A 16,984-nucleotide genomic window follows, 5' to 3' on the forward strand; every position below is an offset into this window, starting at 1 on the left:
GCAGGTCACGAAGCGATCCGCGGCCGATAACTTTAATGGCGTCCTTCAGGCGGGTACGCCAGTCTGCATTTCAAAATGTGTCTGCGCGGCTTTTGATCAGATTCCGAGTGCTTTTCTCTTCTCCTCGATTCTCTCGATCATCTCGTCACCGAGCTTATCAATATCCGGCTCAAAGGTATATGCAGCCTCAACCCAGTCGCGGATTCCTCCGGTAAGAAGGTCGGTGATCTGATCCGATCCGGATACACCGGGCTCTACGCCAAGGAAGGTATCAATTCCGGTAGCAACTACATAGTTTCCGATGGATACCGCCTTTTCGGACATCCATTCCGGAGCGCAGCCGACAACAGGAAGCTGAGAAATATTGCAGCCAGCCTGTTTTGCCAGATCCGATACCAGTACGCACATACGGCTGATATCTACGCAGGATCCCATATGAAGAACCGGCGGGATGTCTGCGAGTTCACAAACGGTCTTCAAACCGGTTCCGCAGATCTCCTTTGCCTCCTTATCCATGAGTCCGACTCTTGCAGCTGCCTGTGCCGAACATCCGGATGCGACAATCAGAATATCGTTCTCGATCAGCTTCTTCATCAGACCGATATGAGCGGTATCCGGACGAACCCGCGGGTTATTGCAACCGACCATCGCAACGCATCCGCGGATAACACCGGATGTGATGCAGTCAACCAGCGGCTGAAGCGTATCCAGCTCGTCCACCTGAGAGTTTGTAACCACATTGAGCTGTTTCTTGATTGCTTCAACAGAATATCCGACGGTTGCCTTTGTCTTCAGCTGCGGGATATGTACAAGCTCCGGTTTTCTGTTCTTGAAGTTCTTCACAGCCGTCTCAACGATCAGCTTTGCCTGCTTATCCGCATCGTCTACATCAAACTCGATGAAATCGGAATCTGGCATTCTGGCAATCGGAGAAGTTGTGATGAACTTTGTGTGGAAGCATTTGGACAGGGGTCCAAGTGCCGGGAAGATACACTGAACATCAACGACAATCGCCTCGCAGGCTCCGGTCAGAACTACATTTTCCTGCTGCAGGAAGTTTCCTGCCATCGGGATTCCGCGGCGCATCGCAACCTCATTGGATGTGCAGCACACGCCGGATACGGTGATTCCCTTTGCGCCGACGCTCTTGGCGAGCTCGATCATCTCGGGATCTTCCGCATAGTCACAGACAAGCTCGGAAAGTGCCGGATCGTGTCCGTGTACAACGATATTTACATTCTCCTCGACCATTACGCCAAGGTTCGCGCTTGTGTCAACCGGCTTCGGTGTTCCGAACAGAACATCGGAGAACTCGGTTCCGGCCATGGAACCGCCCCATCCGTCGGACATTCCGGCTCTCAGAGACTGACGGATCAGTGCCTCCGGCAGAGAGGAGTTGCCCATATGTGTCATATGCATGGAGCAGGAAATCTCACGGTCGATTGCTCTCGGCTCAATCTCCGCCTTGTGCCAGAGCTCTCTGGTGTGCTCCGGAGCTCTCGACAGCCATCTCTGCGTGCCGAATACCTTTCCGTACTCCTCCATCGCCATGTACGCAACCTCGTGAGCAAGGTCATAGATATCCTTTCCCTCGGTCTCAACGCCCCACTCCTTTGCGATACGGATCAGTTTCTCGGGATCCTTCACGGTGTACGGTCCTTCCGGCTTTGTATTGTAAAGGGTGTAGCAGATGGAGCGTCCATGATCAGAATGAGTGGCAGCGCCTCCCGCTACGAAACGCAGGAAGTTTCTTCCTACAATTCCATGCGCGTCGCAGCCGCAGATTCCGCGAGGTGCCTTCGGTGTGATACGGCACGGGCCCATGCGGCAGATCCGGCAGCAGATTCCCTTCTCACCGAATCCGCAGTGCGGGGTCTGATTCTTCAGTCTGGCCTGATAGGAATCCGCTCCTACTTTTGCGCCAGTTTCCAGTAATCTGTTGGTGGCCGCCTCGAGTTCCTCGATCGTATACGGTCTGAATGCCATGCTTTCGTCCTCCTCAAAAGTATAATGGTTTATTAAGTTAATTAAACAAAAATATAATCTATCTGCGGTTCCTCATCACAGAACCGCTCTGCCGCAGGCAGCAGAACCACTGCATCGCCTGTGCCAGCATTCGAAATTAAATGTGCCCGGCTTACGCCCTCCGGTACTTTACTCTTGTACGGGTCTCAAAGGGATCAGAGTCCCAGCTTTCTGACTGCCTCCATCAAGGCAGCTCTGACCGGTGAATCCTCCGGAAGATCAACAGATGGTTTCCCGTCACAGTCGAACTCATACACGGTATCATCCGCCGGAACCACCGCGAGCAGTTCCAGACCCTGCTTCTCGATTTCCTCTTTTGTGCCCTCATTGAGCTTTCCGTTCGGAGCACGGTTGACAATCAGTCCGATTCTCTCCGGGTTCAGATGACACTCTGCAATCAGATCCTTGATCCTTCCGGCAGCCTGAACGCCTCTTCTGGAGCAGTCGCTGACAAGAATTGCCGTCTCCATGCTTGGAAGAATGCCTCTGCTGATATGCTCAAGTCCCGCCTCATTGTCCACTACAATATAGGGGTAGTTCGACTGAAGCTTCTGAAGCTGTGTCTGAAGCAGTCCGTTGACGTAGCAGTAGCATCCCTTCCCCTGAGTACGCCCCATGACCAGGAGGTCAAAATCATCCTCCTCTGTGAGCGCGCCCTGTAAACGGAACTGCGCGTACTCTGCCTTGCTCATTCCGGAGGGAAGCTTGCTTCCAAAATCCTCCGCATGATTGATCTCCTCGCGGATTTCTCCGAGTGTCGGCGGTGCCTCGACTCCGAGGACCTCGTTAAGATTTGAATTTGCGTCTGCATCTACCGCAAGCACGGGGCCCTTCCCGCTCTTGCAGAGATACTGTATTAATAATGCAGTCAGCGTCGTCTTTCCGACACCGCCCTTGCCTGCAACGGCAATCACATGCGCCATTGGCGATTACACCTCCTGTTTCCTTATCTGCATCTGCAGTAAAAAAGCTCTGCTGTCCTGTTCCCTGCTCATCCGGTCAGTGGAACTGTCATCAGTCGCAGACCAGCATAACCTTGCTCGCCGCAAGGTCCACCCACTTGATTCTGCCCTGAATTCTTGTCTGTTCTCCGACAATATCTTCTACAATCACGAAATCGCCGTCCACATCGATTCGTGCGGTGTTTTCCATGATTACGGTATTGTCACTTTCCTTATATACGGTTGCGAGACACATTTCTATCAACTCCTTTGCTGTGTCTTCTGCGTCAGTGCTCCTCTCCGGCCTTTTCCTTCAGGTGCTCCTTATAAAGCGTCAGAGCGATATTCAGATACATGTTGCCCTTCTGGTATTCGGTGACACCCTCTTTGATCTGTGCCGCGACGTCTGCCAGTCCCTGTTTCTCCAGTTCGCCGGCCATCTTCTCCGCTTCCGCGGCGTGCTGTGTGTTGTGCTGAACCATATAGTTCAGTAAAGCAAATGTCTGATCCTTGCACTTCCCGCTTTCCGGTTCGCAGTTTCCGCATCCGGCATTGCAGGCTTCCGCATGGCCGTGATCATGGTGATCGTGATCATGTGCGCCGTGAGGAATCAGATTTCCGTTTTCATCTCTTAAAATATGCATGAGAGACCTCCGCTGAAATTATCAATAGCTGAAAAAAACAAGCATGATATTCTTTTCACAAGCACCTTGATTATATACTCACCCATGGAAAATATCAATAGAAGTCGTTTGTCCTAAGAGCCATTTTTTGTGTAAAGTGAACGTAAAAAAACGTTTTCTCCGAATTGATTGTTTCCTGATCCCAAACTTTTTTGTTCAATAATGCACAAGTCGCTCCGGCCGACAGGAGGCGCTTTTGTCTGTTGCTGTCACCATCCTCCCCAGGGGGTTCTCCGGGTCGAAAACTTGCACATTTTTGGCATGTCTTTTTAATGTAATCTGCACAATTCTCCGGCAGTGTATCAAAAAATTGTATTTTTTTACAAACACACCCGCATACTTATTCTCTCGCCGCAGTGATGATTGCACTTTTCCATAATGTGTATTATGATAATAGCAATATTTTCCATTTTCACAGGGAATTGGGCCGATGATCCTGTGCACTTTCCCCCGTTTTCGGTTATCAGATTTCCGGTAACATCTCTATTTTAAATGATTTCATCCGTAATTTCCATACTTTTTCATGCATTATGCTTATTGTCATATTCATCTCTTCATCAACCGGCTGTGAGCAATGTTACATATTATCGTTTTAAGGTTCTGGAAGCGGATGTTTAAAAATAACCGGAGCAATCGAAATCGCTTTACCTGGGATATCAAGCGATAGGCTGGATATTTCAGATGACTTTAAATCGGATATCAAAAGATAGTTGGAGGATTTTATTGACTTTAAATCAGAATATTTCAGATGTTTTAATGCGAGGTATCAGACTATGACCAAAGAATTTAAGAAGATAAATATTCCGTCTCACCCCCTGGACGACGGGAATTCCATCCCGCTGCTCGGGCTCGGGGTTTACAAGACAACGGATGAAAAAGATATGCATACCGCCGTGGACGCTGCTTACCGCTGCGGCTATCGTCTGTTTGACACGGCTTCTGTCTACGGCAACGAAGAGCTTTTAGGAAATGCCATCCGGGACCTTGATATTCCGAGAGAAAGTATTTTTCTCACATCGAAGGTCTGGAACAACGCCCAGCGGCTCGGAGACGTGTCGGGTGCCTTCCAGCGGACGCTTGACAGACTCGGAACCGATTATATCGATCTATACCTGATTCACTGGCCGGTTCCGGGATGTATCCGGCAGACCTGGAAGGAACTGATCCGCCTGAAGGAATCAGGACTTGCCCGATCCATCGGCGTGAGCAATTTTTCCCCGGCTCAGCTCGAATGTCTTGAGCGGGAAACCGGCGTTGTTCCGGTACTCAATCAGATAGAATGCCATCCCCTCTGGCGTCAGGGTGAAACCGTAGATTACTGCCAGAGCCACGGTATTCAGGTTCAGGCTTATGCGCCGCTCGCGCGCGGCGCATACAAGGACCGCGAAATTCTCATCCAGATCGGCGCAAAATACGGAAAGACAGCCGCCCAGACCGGTCTCCGGTGGCTGATACAGCGTGGAATCTCAGTGATTCCGAAATCCGTACACCCTTCGCGCATCGCGGAAAACGCGGACATCTTTGATTTTGCCCTCACAGAACCGGAGATGACCGCTATCGACGCAATGGACGAAGGGCTCCGCACCGCTCATGTTCCTCAGGATCTTGCAGACACGGAATGGGCGGTTCTGACTGACTGATCGAAGAGCATCTTACTCCTCCCACTCTTCGATCTCATCTTTTCCGTCCCGCTGCATCAGTTCATTCACGGCGTCACGGGCGGGCTTTCCGTGAAAGAGCACTTCATTCACCTCATTCACGATCGGCATATCCACGTGATACTTTTCCGCGAGCAGCCTTCCCGCCCTGGCAGAATATACGCCCTCGACCACCTGGTGCACTTCCTTCATCGCGGCTTCCATGGTGTATCCCTGCCCCATCAGATAGCCCGCCTTCCGATTGCGGCTGTGCAGACTCGCGCAGGTTACGATCAGATCACCAATTCCGGACAGACCGTAGAGCGTTCTCATGTGAATGCCCATCGCGCCTCCAAGCCTTGCAAGTTCTGCGCTTCCTCTGGTGATCAGCGCCGCCTTTGTGTTGTCCCCGTATCCGAGCCCGTCCGCAATTCCCGCCGCAAGAGCCATCACGTTCTTCAATGCCGCCCCGAGCTGAATTCCCTTCATGTCCGAGCTTGTGTACACCCGGAATACCGGCGACATAAAGACGGACTGCACCCGGTTCGCGGTCTCTCTGCTGTGCGCCCCGGCGACAATAGCCGTCGGAAGACCTCTTCCGACCTCCTCCGCGTGACTGGGGCCGGAAAGAACAGCCACATCCGCCTGCGGAATCTCCTGCTCAATGATCTCGCTCATTGTCATCAGAGAATCCTCCTCGATCCCCTTTGCCACACTGACGATCAGTTGTCCGGGCCGGACCAGTCCGCTCATCTTGTGTGCCGTATTCCTCAGGGCCGGAGAAGGAACTGCCAGCACAAGGAGATTCCTTCCGGCACAGGCCTCCCCGAGATCTGTCGTATACTCCACGGAATCCGGAAGAATCACACCCGGAAGTTTATCCGTGTTCTGATGATCCTTTTGATACATTTCCGTTTCTTCCGCGCGGTAGGACCAAAGGGTCAGCTCGTGACCATTATTGCATAAAAGCCAGGTAAGCGCGGTCCCCCAGCTTCCCGAACCAATCACACTGATTTTTGCCATCGATTCACCTCCCTAATATCTGCCGTGCCGCCACGGCCCCGCTGCAATGCGCGAGTCACCGGTTTGTCCGCCAGGACACACGCGTTCACCATTATTGCCCGATTTGTCCGCCAGGCTGCACGCGTCACCGGTATTATTTATCCGACGGATGGCGATGACTCAGATAAGTCTTCCTTTCGCATCCCGTCGCAAGTCTCTTTATATTACCCCGATGCTGGAAATACGCGAGTGCGGTGAGAATCGCCGTAAGCACACACATCTCCGTGAGCCGGGCTGTCGTCATCGAATATCTTCCCATTGCACAAAAAACGCAGAGAAATACCAGAAACTCCGTAGACAGTGACAGCGAACTCAGAGACACATAGTGAGTCGCAAAAAAAATCGAGAAGAACAGCACCGTACCCACCAGTATCATCGGCCAGTCGCCGAAGGCGATGACCATTCCCGCCGTTGCAGCGATTCCCTTGCCCCCTCGAAAATCCATATAGAACGGATAGTCATGTCCGAGGATGACTCCGGCAGCTGTCCAGATCTTGAGAAGCGGGAAGAGCTCCGGGTATGAATTGCGGAAAATCAGCCAGGTAAGAATAACAGCGAGAATACACTTCGTTACGTCCCCGGCCATCGTCATGAGACCGGCTTTCGTTCCGAGCGTGCGAAGCGCGTTAGTCGTTCCCGCGTTGCCGCTCCCCATCTTCCGGATGTCCACGCCCTTTGCTTTTCCGATGAAATAAGAGGTCTGAAACAGACCAAATCCGTATCCGATCAGCAGACTGCAAGCCCGTGCAAGCATCTCTCAGTTCTCCTCCTTGTCCTGTCTCTCCCTGATAATGAAACGGATCGCGGTTCCCTTAAACCCGAAGGCATCGCGTACCCGGTTTTCCAGATATCTCTGATAAGAGAAATGCATCAGTTTCTTCTCATTCACAAAGATTACAAAGGTCGGCGGCTTCACCGCTACCTGTGTCATATAAAAAACTTTCAGCCTCCTGCCCTTATCTGACGGCGGCTGCTGCATGGCAAGGGCTTCGGTCAGGATGTCATTCAGAACACCGGTCTGCACACGAAGCGTCTGCGAATCCAAAATCTCATCGATGGTGTCAAAGAGCTTCGGCAGTCTCTGCCCGGTTTTAGCGGATATGAAGATAATTTCCGCGTAATAGGCGAAGGAGAGGGTGTTCCTCACCTTGTTCGTAAACTCCTTCACGGATTTATCATCCTTCTCGACCGCATCCCACTTGTTCACCGCGACAATCAGCCCTTTCCCTCTCTCGTGGGCGATTCCGGCAATCTTCGCGTCCTGCTCGGTGATTCCCTCCGTCGCGTCGATCACGACAACTGCGATATCACAGCGCTCCACCGCAGATACAGTCCGGATGATGCTGTACCGCTCCAGGTCCTCCTTTATCTTGCTCTTTCTCCGAAGACCCGCGGTATCAATAAAGGTATAATTCTTCCCGTTCCGGGAAATAACCGTGTCGATCGCATCTCTTGTGGTGCCTGCGATATCCGATACAATGACCCGGTTACCGCCGAGTAGTTTATTGATTATAGAGGACTTTCCGACATTCGGCTTCCCGACAACGGCAATTCTGGGATTCTCGTCCTCCTCCGGCGCCTCTGCTCCCTCTGGGAACTTCGAAATCACCGCATCGAGAAGATCCCCAAGTCCCTGCTTTCCTTCCGCAGAAATCGCATAAGGTTCTCCTATACCAAGGTTATAGAACTCATATACATCCATCTGCTGTGCCTTGAAGCTGTCCACCTTATTCACGGCAAGCACAATCGGCTTCCGGCTCTTGCGCAGCATGGTGGCGACCTGATAATCCGCGTCTGTCAGTCCCTGACGGACGTCGGTCATAAAAATGATCACATCAGCGGTGTCGATGGCGATCATCGCCTGTTCTCTCATCTGCGAGAGGATCACGTCGCTGCTGTCCGGCTCGATTCCACCGGTATCAATCATCGTAAACTCATGAGAGAGCCAGCTGACATCGGTATAGATCCGGTCCCTGGTCACTCCGGGCGTATCCTTCACAATGGAGATTCTCTCTCCTGCAAGAGCATTAAATAATGTAGACTTACCCACGTTCGGGCGTCCCACAACTGCTACGATCGGTTTGCTCATACATCTGTCTCCTTCTATGTGTACTGCCCTTCGTCTCTCCGAGAACCGCAAGGCAGAAATCCTTTCCCTCCGGATCCACCACAGTGACGGGAACCTTTAGTTCCATTATAACCTGTTCAACCGTGATGTCATCCAGAAAAACATTTTCCCCGGAACGAAGCATATTGCAGGGAATCAAAAGCTCCTCCCCGAGTTCCTTTCCCTTCAGCTGACGAATCAGATCCGTCCCTGTGACAAGTCCGGACACAGTGATTCTCTCGCCGAAAAAGTCATTCCGGATTGGTACGATCCGGACGCAGACCTGCGGATATTTCTCCCGGATCAGTCCGCACAGCTTTCGAATGGTATCGGCAGGAAGCTGTCCCGTCGCAATCGTCAGGTTCCGTGTCCTGTCATCTCCGCTGCGTTCCCGCAGCTCCTCTCTCACCTCTGTCTCCAGAAGCCTCAGCATGCCGACACCATTTTCCAGCTGAAGATAGCCGTCATACCGCTCCTCCTCCGGAATGTCCCTGCCCGCCAGAAGATACCACTCGTCCGACGCATGCACAAAATGCACTCCGTACTTAGGGTACAGCTTTTTCTGCCAGCTTTCGATATGGTCAATTACCTTCGCCGCATCATCTCCATTGAACGGCTCGAGGGGGTACAGACCGTCCCGGAACCTGGAAAGTCCTACCGGCACAACCGAAAGGCTCCGGAGCGCAGGCAGGTATCCGGTGAGATCCCGGATGGTCCGTTCCAGCTCCTCCCCGTCATTCAGGCCTTTACAGAGAACGATCTGCCCGTTCATCTCGATCCCGGCGTCCGCCAGCCTCTTCACCTTCGGAAAAACATCTCCCGCAAACCGGTTGTGAAGCATCTTCCTGCGGAGTTCCGGATTCGTGGTCTGAAACGAAATATTGATGGGTTCCATCCGGTAGCGGATAATCCGGTCTATATCGCTGTCGCTCATGTTTGTCAGTGTGACATAGTTGCCCTGAAGGAAGGACAATCTGGAATCGTCATCCTTGAAATAGAGCGTATCCCGCATTCCCTTCGGCATCTGGTCAATGAAGCAGAAAACGCAGTGGTTGCTGCAGGATTTGTAGTCATCCATCAGCCCGTTTTCAAACTCCACTCCTAGATCCTCGTCCGGATCCTTCTCGATTTCCAGTTCCCATTCTTCGCCGGATTTCTTTTTTTTCAGCAGAACCACAATATAACTGTCATTCATCAGAAACCGGTAGTCGAAAATATCTTCAATATCGTTTCCATTGATCTTCAGGATCTCATCGCCGGGCTCCATTTCCATTTCCTCGGCAATGCTTCCGGGTTCGATTTTTCTTATAATATGTGCAGTCTTTCCCATTTTCCATCCTCCGATCATCCTACAAATCATAACAAATCCGCTCTGAAAAAGCAACTTGACCGCGGAAGCAGGCATTGACACCCCTTTTTTTCAATGCTAATATGTGTCGTGTACGCCCGTGCGAATTCATTATCTGCTATAGCGGAGCCGTTTTTTACGCGAATTTCCGGGCATCCCGTTGTGAAAAAACATTATACCGGAGGCTTTCATGGCTAATACAAAATATCTGGTGAATGCATCTGCAGTCGCTCCTCTCAAGCTGATCGCTCTGCCCGGATGCGAAGAAATGGCTAAGACCATCAACAAGTATCTGATCCAGTTCCGGCAGGAGATCTCTGCCCAGAACACCGCAAAGAAGGACACCTATGGATATGCCACAGACAATTACATCATCGACGTGAACCTTCCCCGTTTCGGAAGCGGCGAGGGCAAGGGTGTCATCAATGAGTCCGTACGGGGCGTTGACCTTTTCATCCTCGTTGATGTATGCAATTACAGCGTCACCTACAGCGAGTTCGGAAACATCAACCACATGAGCCCCGATGACCATTTCCAGAACCTCAAGCGCGTCATCGCCGCGGCAAACGGAAAGGCACACAGAATCAGCGTCATGATGCCGTTCCTGTACGAAGGCCGCCAGCACAAGAGAACCGGAAGGGAATCCCTCGACTGCGCGCTTGCTCTGCAGGAGCTCGTGGATTACGGCGTAACCAATATTCTGACCTTTGACGCCCACGACCCGCGCGTTATGAACTCCATTCCGCTTCACGGCTTTGATAATTTCTTCCCGACCTATCAGTTCCTGAAGGCACTGCTGAAGACAGAATCGGATATCCAGATTTCAAATGACCACCTGATGATTATCTCCCCGGATGAGGGAGCCATGTCCCGTGCCATCTATTTCTCCAATGTGCTCGGAGTTGACATGGGCATGTTCTACAAGCGCCGTGATTATTCCCGAATCGTCAATGGCAAGAACCCCATCGTCGCCCACGAATTCCTCGGCGACTCCGTAGAGGGCAAGGACTGCATCGTCATCGACGATATGATTTCCTCCGGCGGCAGCATGCTCGATGTCGCGACACAGCTGAAAAACCGCGGTGCCCGCAACGTATATGTCTGCTGCACCTTCGGCCTGTTCACAGACGGACTGGCCAAATTTGATGAATACTACGAAAAGGGAATGATCAAGAAGGTCATCACCACTAACCTGATCTACCAGACACCGGAACTGCTCTCCCGCCCGTGGTATTCCACCGCGAAGATGGGCAAGTACATGGCCAGCATCATTGATACGCTGAACCACGACGTATCCATCAATAAGGTGCGTGACAACACCCTGAAGATCAATAAGCTTCTCAAGCAGCATGGATGCTGATTCAGATTTCGTCTGATACTGCCGTACAATTCATTTTGTACGGCAGTATTTTTTTACGCGAACAGTGAGCCGCAGCCGAATGTGAAGTATTCGTGTGCGGCGAGCGTCGCGATAGCGAGATAAAACTCGCGCAGCGTGTTTTATCTCGTTGAGCCGCATCTCAATACCACCTATCTATGCCGGCTCTCATTATTGCATCTCCAGGCCATCTTCATGCGGCTATTTTAAGAACCTTTGCCGGCAGCAATCCAGGCTTTCATCATTGCATCTCCGAGCCATCTTCATGCCCCTTTCAATAACGCCTCTGCGCCTCATACTCAAATGCACTGACATGGTGCCTCAGCCTGTCACCCTCGATCGCTATCACATCAAACCGGCACGGCATATCCGGAGAAATCCGGTACTGCATCCGGAAGTAATCTGCCGCCCGGCTGATTCTTCTTCTTTTATTTTCATTGACTGCCTCCTCGGGCAGTCCGACGGCGCCGTTTCTTCTGTATTTCACCTCTACGAAAACAAGAGTTCTCTGTTCCTTCGTTTCATCCCTCGCGATCAGGTCAATCTCCCCCGTGCGGCACCGGAAATTCTGGCGGAGAATCAGATAGCCCTTATCCTCCAGATACCTCGCCGCCAGCGTTTCATACCTGGATCCTGTTTTCCTCTTATTCACTTTTTTCCTCCAATCCATCCGCTCGAAACCAAACAAGCAGTCTTTTCCGCTTGAAATTACAATGTGCCCGGTCGTTAATATTTTCGTTTGATAATATGGTGCGTCGGGTCGTTACTTATATTTTCGTTTTATTATATGGTGCGCCGGGTCGTTACATGTATTTTCGTTTTATATATATAGCGCTGGGTCGTTACATGTATTTTCGTTTTATTAATGGTGCGCTGGGTCGTTACATGTATTTTCGTTTTATTATCAGAAACAAGGGAAATTGCCCCCGGAATCGGGGATCAGAATAATCAGGGCTTTTCCTGCCCCAGATGTGCAAAACTGACGGTACAAGAACCGACAGACAAACGTATTAGATTCTTGCTTTTCTCCAACCGGCCATTTTGTGAAGAGCGGCGATTTTAGATAATTCTTGTTTTTCTCCGCCCGACAGTTTTGTGAAGGGCGACGATTTTGGGAATGCAATGCAGCATGTAAAAGACGGATGGATTTTTCACACGTCGCCAGAAAGAAAAACTGAATTCACATGTAAAAAACGGGAAATGCGAAAACGCGCCTTATCAGACGTCAACAAAATGGCCGATAAATGTTCTCCGGTGAATCGGACAGGGCCCGTATTCCTTCAGCGCCGCAATATGCTCCGCCGTTCCGTACCCCTTGTTCTTTGCGAACCGGTATTCCGGAAATCTCCGGTCATACTCCTCCATGAGATGGTCTCTGGTAACTTTCGCCATGATGCTGGCCGCAGCAATGCTCTGGCTCTTCGCGTCTCCCTTTACAATGGAGACCTGTCTGAACGCCAGATCCGGAATATGAACCGCATCCACCAGGAGCAGATCCGGACTTACCCCGAGCTTTCCGACTGCCATCCGCATCGCCTCATATGTTGCCTGAAGGATGTTGATCTCATCGATCCTCTCCGGAGAAGCCGTTCCGATCCCGATCGCAATGGCTTCCCGCGAAATCACCTCAAACAGCTCCTCACGCCTTTTCTCGGAGAGCTTCTTGGAATCATTGATATAGCGGATCCGGATCTCCTTCGGAAGAATCACGGCTCCTGCCATCACCGGCCCGGCAAGAGGTCCTCTTCCCACCTCGTCGATCCCGCAGATCAGTTCACAGTCCGGATATTTTTTTTCAAACTCACAGAGAGCCTCTACCCGCTCCATTTCCTTCCGAAGCTTTGCCTCCCGCTTTAATTCCGCTTCCTCTTTCTTCGTCATATCTGATATACGGTCCTTTCTTCTTACGGCCTCAGCATACCTGATTGCATTATTGCCGCCTGACCTCCCCATCGCCACAGCAAAGGCTTTAAAGAGAAATTTAATAAAAGCATCAAGCTTCGGGGATCTCCAGCGTTACTCTCCCGAGAGCGCCTCTGCGGAATTCATCCAGCAGGATAGCCGCCGCCTTTTCGTATGATACCTGATTTCCGACCGACAGGCATTTCCTGTTTACCGCGATATTCTCCAGAATCTTTACCGGTTCTTCCGATTCGGAGACGCCATACCTTGCCTCCAGCATGCCCGGATATTCCGCTGTCAGATAGCGGATCAGTTCCAGTGAAAGTTCCTCGGTCTGCACCACATCATCACTGACGGAGCCGATAAATGCCAGGCGCACCCCGGCCTTCGGATCGTCAAACCGCGGCCACAAAATGCCCGGGGTATCAAGCAGATCAAGCTCCTTACTCAGATGAATCCACTGCTTTCCCTTGGTGACACCGGGTTTATTGCCTGTCTTTGCCGAAGCTCTTCCGGCCATGGAATTGATAAAGGTCGATTTCCCGACATTCGGTATGCCCACAACCATCGCTTTGATCGTGCGGTTCCGGATCCCCCGGCGCCGGTCTCTTTCTATTTTCTCTCTGCACGCCTCACGGATCAGCGGCTGGATCTGCTTCAAGGTTCCTCTGTTTCTCGAATCCGCCAGCAGGACCTGGGCTCCCTGCTGCTGATAATATTCCATCCACAGCCTGTTCCTTTTCTCATCCGCAAGGTCCGCCTTGTTGAGTACAATCAGCCTCGATTTCTGTGCGCCCATGCTGCGAATATCCGGGTTCCGGCCGGAATAAGGAATTCTCGCATCGATCAGCTCAATGATGATATCAATCAGTTTCAGATCCTCCTGCATCTGACGTTTTGCCTTCGTCATATGTCCCGGATACCACTGTATTTCCATTCAACTCCTCCTGCAAATGATTCTTCCTGCCGCCTTCACGAGGCGGCAGATGTGTGAGGCTCTCTCACTTCAGAACCGAAAGCTTTCGAAACGGCAGCACACGGAGCCACAGCTTCCCCACGATCTCCGATTCCGCAATATTCCCGACCGCGTCATAACGGCTGTCTTCGCTCCCGTTGCGGTTGTCTCCGAGCACGAAATACTCATCCGCATCAAGAGTGACTGGTTCTGATGCCACACCCGGATCAACGATTGAGGCAAAGTCATCTTTCATCGCCGTCCCGTTAATCAGTATCCTTCCATCGCTGATCTGAACCGTCTCTCCGGGCAGTCCCACGATCCTCTTGATCCGCAGCCCCTCCCCATACCTTCCGTTCCCCGAACGAAAAACAATAATATCTCCGCGCTTCGGCCGGCTCAGCCGGTATGCCGCCTCATTAATCAGACAGGTCTGTCCCGCTGACAACGTCGGTTCCATCGATCCCTCGTTGATCACAATCGCATGGCAGAATGCCTGTGCAAACAGAAACGCCAGAATCAGCGCACAGCCTGCCGCAGCGCACCATCCTCCGATCCGGAATCCACGGGAATGCTGGTACGCCTTCTTCACCCCTTTCCGGCTCTCCTGAACACCCGGATCCTCCGGTTTATCGGTCTCCCGTTCCGCATCGCGCCGGAGCGCCGCCTCTGCCTGTCGGCGTTCCAGTGCCTGCTGTTCCACCGTTTTCACACCGGCCGGCGTCTCCTGCCGTTTTCTTTTCATTCTCCCCATAACTTCCGCTCCCCGTCCATTGTAAACTGTATTGCTAAATCATACCACATAAGCCGTAAAATCGCCACGACCGATTCACGCAAAAAAGAGATCCTCCTTCCGCCGCCGTGGGAACTGTCCACAGCAAAGACCGATGGTCCCGCAGAAGAAAAATCTCTTTACTGTATAAGCTCTTCGAAAACGCAGACAGGATCGTCACGCGCGAAGCGTGTGTAAGAGACTGGATGCGATTTCGAAGGCAACAGGTATGAGCACGAAGTGACGCGCAAGCGGCACGAAAGTGCAAATGCCTGTAGGATTGCGCAAGTGCGAAGCACGGAGCAATCCGTAGCTTATACAGTGTGTGGCATGATGTATCGTATGGGTGTTTGCCGTATTCTCCGCAAACCCCTTGATCTGGCAAGAAAACAGGAGTCGGCAAGGGGAATTCGCACCTGTTTCACTGTACAACGGCTATCCGAAAGCTAACCTGTCCGAAAGCTGACCGATCTGAAGGCAGTTCCATCAAAAGGCAGCCTGGTAAATCTCTACAATATCCCTTCTGGTAAGTGGAACGAAGCTTCCCACGCTCTTCCTGGCCGCCTTCGCCGCCATTGTCTCGAAATTCTCAGTGCTGTCGATTCCGACCGCACGGAGATTGGAGGGAAGTCCCATGGTCTCGAAAAGGAAGGTCCGCGTCTTCGCGATCGCGTCCTTTGCGATTTTCGCCTCATCCTCACCGGAAAGCCCCCATACATTTCTGCCGTATTCCGCAAAATTCCGGACAACAGACGGATCCTTTCTGAGAACGAATTCCATCCAGACCGGAGTGAGAATGGCAAGTCCCTCTCCATGTGTGATGTCATAAAAAGCTGACAGCTCGTGCTCCATCGGATGAACACACCATGTCGGCTTGCTGCCGTCTGAGATCAGTCCGTTGATCGCGTGACTTGCCGCCCACATCAGATTCGCGCGCGCGTCGTAGTTATCCGGCTCCTTCAAAGCAACCGGGCCATATTTGATCATGGTCTTCAGAAGTCCCTCCGCGAATCTCTGCTGGACGTCGCATCCGGGTTCCTTTGTAAAATAGTTCTCGAAAGTGTGGCTCATCATGTCAGCGGTTCCTGCCGCGGTCTGCCTGCGGGAGACGGAATAGGTATATTCCGGATCAAGAATGGACATCGTCGGTTTCATCGCCTCCGCGCATGTTCCCCACTTTTCATTCTTCGTCATATCCGAGATTACCGCGAACTTATCCATCTCAGAACCGGTCGCGGCGATCGTCAGAACGGAAAAAATCGGAAGAGCCCCGGTAATCTTCGACGGATCAAGTACCAGATCCCAGGCATCGCCGTCGTACGCAGCTCCAGCGGCCACAGCCTTCGCACAATCAATCGTACTTCCGCCGCCGATCGCAAGAACCATGTCGATCTGCTCTTTTTTGCAGAGATCAACGCCCTTACGCACCGTCTCAATTCTGGGATTTGGCTCAACCCCCGGAAGCTCCATCACCGTAAGCCCCGCATCGCTCATGATTTTCATCGCCGTGTCGTAGATTCCGTTCCGCTTGATGCTCCCGCCGCCATAGACGAGCAGAACCTTTGATCCATAATCGGAAAGCTCTGACAGATGAGAGATCTGTCCCTTTCCAAAATAAATTGTTGTGGGAATACTGAATCTGAAATTGTACATTTTGCCACCTTTCCCGGAATTATTCACATCCGATAAAACAAAAAGAAGGCTCCCTTTCGGGGCCTCCTTGTCCGTCTGAAATGAATTATTTAACCAGCGCTTTAACCTTTGCGGCTTTACCGGAACGACCTCTGAGGTAGTTCAGCTTTGCACGTCTAACCTTACCCTGGCGAACAACCTCCACCTTCTCTACAAGCGGAGAATGAAGCGGCCATGTCTTCTCAACGCCAATGCCGTTGGAAGTCTTGCGAACCGTGAATGTAGCGCGGTTACTTCCGCCCTGCTTCTTCAGTACGACACCCTCGAATACCTGAATTCTCTCACGGTTTCCCTCTTTGATCTTACCGTAAACCTTAACGGTATCGCCAACGCGGAACTGCGGAACGTCCTTCTTCAGCTGCTCTTCTTCGATCTTCTTGATAATCTCGTTCATTTCTATCTCTCCTTGACACTATATAAAATGGATGTTCATACCACCGATAAACGTGACAGCGGACCATCATCCGGGACTTGCTCACCTG

The 16,984-nt window shown here is 51.7% G+C and carries 16 protein-coding genes; 2 read left to right on the plus strand and 14 right to left on the minus strand.

Annotated features, from left to right (window positions below):
* Positions 1-96: 96 nt before the first annotated feature.
* The 4 genes from cooS to ACTQ1O_RS02050 all read right to left on the minus strand — a co-directional run bounded on the left by cooS (position 97) and on the right by ACTQ1O_RS02050 (position 3,610).
* Positions 97-1,986: an anaerobic carbon-monoxide dehydrogenase catalytic subunit gene (gene cooS / locus ACTQ1O_RS02035; RefSeq protein WP_441474782.1), complete on the minus strand. Its 1,890-nt coding sequence runs from the start codon at positions 1,984-1,986 to the stop codon at positions 97-99.
* 194 nt (positions 1,987-2,180) lie between these two features.
* Complete coding sequence (locus ACTQ1O_RS02040; RefSeq protein ID WP_441485895.1) at positions 2,181-2,948, minus strand: nucleotide-binding protein; 768 nt, start codon at positions 2,946-2,948, stop codon at positions 2,181-2,183.
* A gap of 91 nt (positions 2,949-3,039) precedes the next feature.
* Positions 3,040-3,222 carry a CooT family nickel-binding protein gene (locus tag ACTQ1O_RS02045; RefSeq protein ID WP_441099191.1) on the minus strand — a complete coding sequence of 61 codons (183 nt, stop codon included), beginning with the start codon at positions 3,220-3,222 and terminating at the stop codon, positions 3,040-3,042.
* Positions 3,223-3,253: 31 nt separating this feature from the next.
* A complete protein-coding gene (locus tag ACTQ1O_RS02050) occupies positions 3,254-3,610 on the minus strand; it encodes a cobalt transporter (RefSeq protein ID WP_441485896.1) in 357 nt (118 codons plus the stop codon).
* An 812-nt stretch (positions 3,611-4,422) separates the two neighbouring features.
* Between ACTQ1O_RS02050 and ACTQ1O_RS02055 the strand changes: the two genes are divergently transcribed.
* Entirely contained in the window at positions 4,423-5,289 is an 867-nt protein-coding gene (locus ACTQ1O_RS02055) for an aldo/keto reductase (protein WP_441485897.1), read from the plus strand.
* 12 nt (positions 5,290-5,301) lie between these two features.
* On the opposite strand, the gene ACTQ1O_RS02060 is transcribed toward ACTQ1O_RS02055, so the two are convergent.
* The 4 genes from ACTQ1O_RS02060 to ACTQ1O_RS02075 all read right to left on the minus strand — a co-directional run bounded on the left by ACTQ1O_RS02060 (position 5,302) and on the right by ACTQ1O_RS02075 (position 9,785).
* Complete coding sequence (locus ACTQ1O_RS02060) at positions 5,302-6,309, minus strand: NAD(P)H-dependent glycerol-3-phosphate dehydrogenase (protein ID WP_441485898.1); 1,008 nt, start codon at positions 6,307-6,309, stop codon at positions 5,302-5,304.
* A 133-nt stretch (positions 6,310-6,442) separates the two neighbouring features.
* Entirely contained in the window at positions 6,443-7,102 is a 660-nt protein-coding gene (locus tag ACTQ1O_RS02065) for a glycerol-3-phosphate acyltransferase (RefSeq protein ID WP_441474787.1), read from the minus strand.
* 3 nt (positions 7,103-7,105) lie between these two features.
* Positions 7,106-8,437 carry a ribosome biogenesis GTPase Der gene (gene der / locus ACTQ1O_RS02070; RefSeq protein WP_441474788.1) on the minus strand — a complete coding sequence of 444 codons (1,332 nt, stop codon included), beginning with the start codon at positions 8,435-8,437 and terminating at the stop codon, positions 7,106-7,108.
* Complete coding sequence (locus ACTQ1O_RS02075) at positions 8,391-9,785, minus strand: DUF512 domain-containing protein (protein ID WP_441485899.1); 1,395 nt, start codon at positions 9,783-9,785, stop codon at positions 8,391-8,393. The genes der and ACTQ1O_RS02075 overlap by 47 nt, the downstream gene beginning before the upstream one ends.
* A gap of 208 nt (positions 9,786-9,993) precedes the next feature.
* Between ACTQ1O_RS02075 and ACTQ1O_RS02080 the strand changes: the two genes are divergently transcribed.
* Entirely contained in the window at positions 9,994-11,163 is a 1,170-nt protein-coding gene (locus tag ACTQ1O_RS02080; RefSeq protein WP_441474790.1) for a ribose-phosphate pyrophosphokinase, read from the plus strand.
* Positions 11,164-11,455: 292 nt separating this feature from the next.
* Here ACTQ1O_RS02080 and ACTQ1O_RS02085 read toward each other — a convergent pair whose 3' ends face one another.
* The 6 genes from ACTQ1O_RS02085 to rplS form a co-directional block, all read right to left on the minus strand.
* Positions 11,456-11,833: a YraN family protein gene (locus ACTQ1O_RS02085; RefSeq protein WP_441485900.1), complete on the minus strand. Its 378-nt coding sequence runs from the start codon at positions 11,831-11,833 to the stop codon at positions 11,456-11,458.
* A gap of 566 nt (positions 11,834-12,399) precedes the next feature.
* The gene (locus ACTQ1O_RS02090) at positions 12,400-13,134 is read right to left on the minus strand and encodes a ribonuclease HII (protein WP_441486074.1); all 735 of its coding nucleotides are present in this window, start codon (positions 13,132-13,134) and stop codon (positions 12,400-12,402) included.
* Between the two features lie 40 nt (positions 13,135-13,174).
* Entirely contained in the window at positions 13,175-14,020 is an 846-nt protein-coding gene (gene ylqF / locus ACTQ1O_RS02095; protein ID WP_441485901.1) for a ribosome biogenesis GTPase YlqF, read from the minus strand.
* A 64-nt stretch (positions 14,021-14,084) separates the two neighbouring features.
* On the minus strand, positions 14,085-14,792 hold the full coding sequence (lepB, locus tag ACTQ1O_RS02100; protein WP_441485902.1) for a signal peptidase I: 708 nt from the start codon (positions 14,790-14,792) through the stop codon (positions 14,085-14,087).
* Between the two features lie 504 nt (positions 14,793-15,296).
* Positions 15,297-16,463, minus strand: coding sequence for an iron-containing alcohol dehydrogenase (locus tag ACTQ1O_RS02105; protein ID WP_441485903.1), 1,167 nt, complete (start codon positions 16,461-16,463; stop codon positions 15,297-15,299).
* 85 nt (positions 16,464-16,548) lie between these two features.
* The gene (gene rplS / locus ACTQ1O_RS02110) at positions 16,549-16,896 is read right to left on the minus strand and encodes a 50S ribosomal protein L19 (RefSeq protein WP_441099204.1); all 348 of its coding nucleotides are present in this window, start codon (positions 16,894-16,896) and stop codon (positions 16,549-16,551) included.
* Positions 16,897-16,984: the final 88 nt, after the last annotated feature.

The sequence above is a fragment of the Bilifractor sp. LCP21S3_A7 genome (genome assembly GCF_052118825.1).
In the GTDB taxonomy this organism is placed as follows: Bacteria; Bacillota; Clostridia; order Lachnospirales; family Lachnospiraceae; genus Bilifractor.

Coding starts and splice junctions, on each gene's coding strand:
- ACTQ1O_RS02040 (WP_441485895.1), bottom strand. CDS start 2,948: ATGGCGCATGTGATTGCCGTTGCAGGCAAGGGCGGTGTCGGAAAGACG.
- ACTQ1O_RS02065 (WP_441474787.1), bottom strand. CDS start 7,102: ATGCTTGCACGGGCTTGCAGTCTGCTGATCGGATACGGATTTGGTCTG.
- ACTQ1O_RS02045 (WP_441099191.1), bottom strand. CDS start 3,222: ATGTGTCTCGCAACCGTATATAAGGAAAGTGACAATACCGTAATCATG.
- ACTQ1O_RS02060 (WP_441485898.1), bottom strand. CDS start 6,309: ATGGCAAAAATCAGTGTGATTGGTTCGGGAAGCTGGGGGACCGCGCTT.
- ACTQ1O_RS02055 (WP_441485897.1), top strand. CDS start 4,423: ATGACCAAAGAATTTAAGAAGATAAATATTCCGTCTCACCCCCTGGAC.
- cooS (WP_441474782.1), bottom strand. CDS start 1,986: ATGGCATTCAGACCGTATACGATCGAGGAACTCGAGGCGGCCACCAAC.
- rplS (WP_441099204.1), bottom strand. CDS start 16,896: ATGAACGAGATTATCAAGAAGATCGAAGAAGAGCAGCTGAAGAAGGAC.
- lepB (WP_441485902.1), bottom strand. CDS start 14,792: ATGGGGAGAATGAAAAGAAAACGGCAGGAGACGCCGGCCGGTGTGAAA.
- ACTQ1O_RS02050 (WP_441485896.1), bottom strand. CDS start 3,610: ATGCATATTTTAAGAGATGAAAACGGAAATCTGATTCCTCACGGCGCA.
- ACTQ1O_RS02075 (WP_441485899.1), bottom strand. CDS start 9,785: ATGGGAAAGACTGCACATATTATAAGAAAAATCGAACCCGGAAGCATT.
- ACTQ1O_RS02105 (WP_441485903.1), bottom strand. CDS start 16,463: ATGTACAATTTCAGATTCAGTATTCCCACAACAATTTATTTTGGAAAG.
- ACTQ1O_RS02080 (WP_441474790.1), top strand. CDS start 9,994: ATGGCTAATACAAAATATCTGGTGAATGCATCTGCAGTCGCTCCTCTC.
- ylqF (WP_441485901.1), bottom strand. CDS start 14,020: ATGGAAATACAGTGGTATCCGGGACATATGACGAAGGCAAAACGTCAG.
- ACTQ1O_RS02090 (WP_441486074.1), bottom strand. CDS start 13,134: ATGGGGAGGTCAGGCGGCAATAATGCAATCAGGTATGCTGAGGCCGTA.
- der (WP_441474788.1), bottom strand. CDS start 8,437: ATGAGCAAACCGATCGTAGCAGTTGTGGGACGCCCGAACGTGGGTAAG.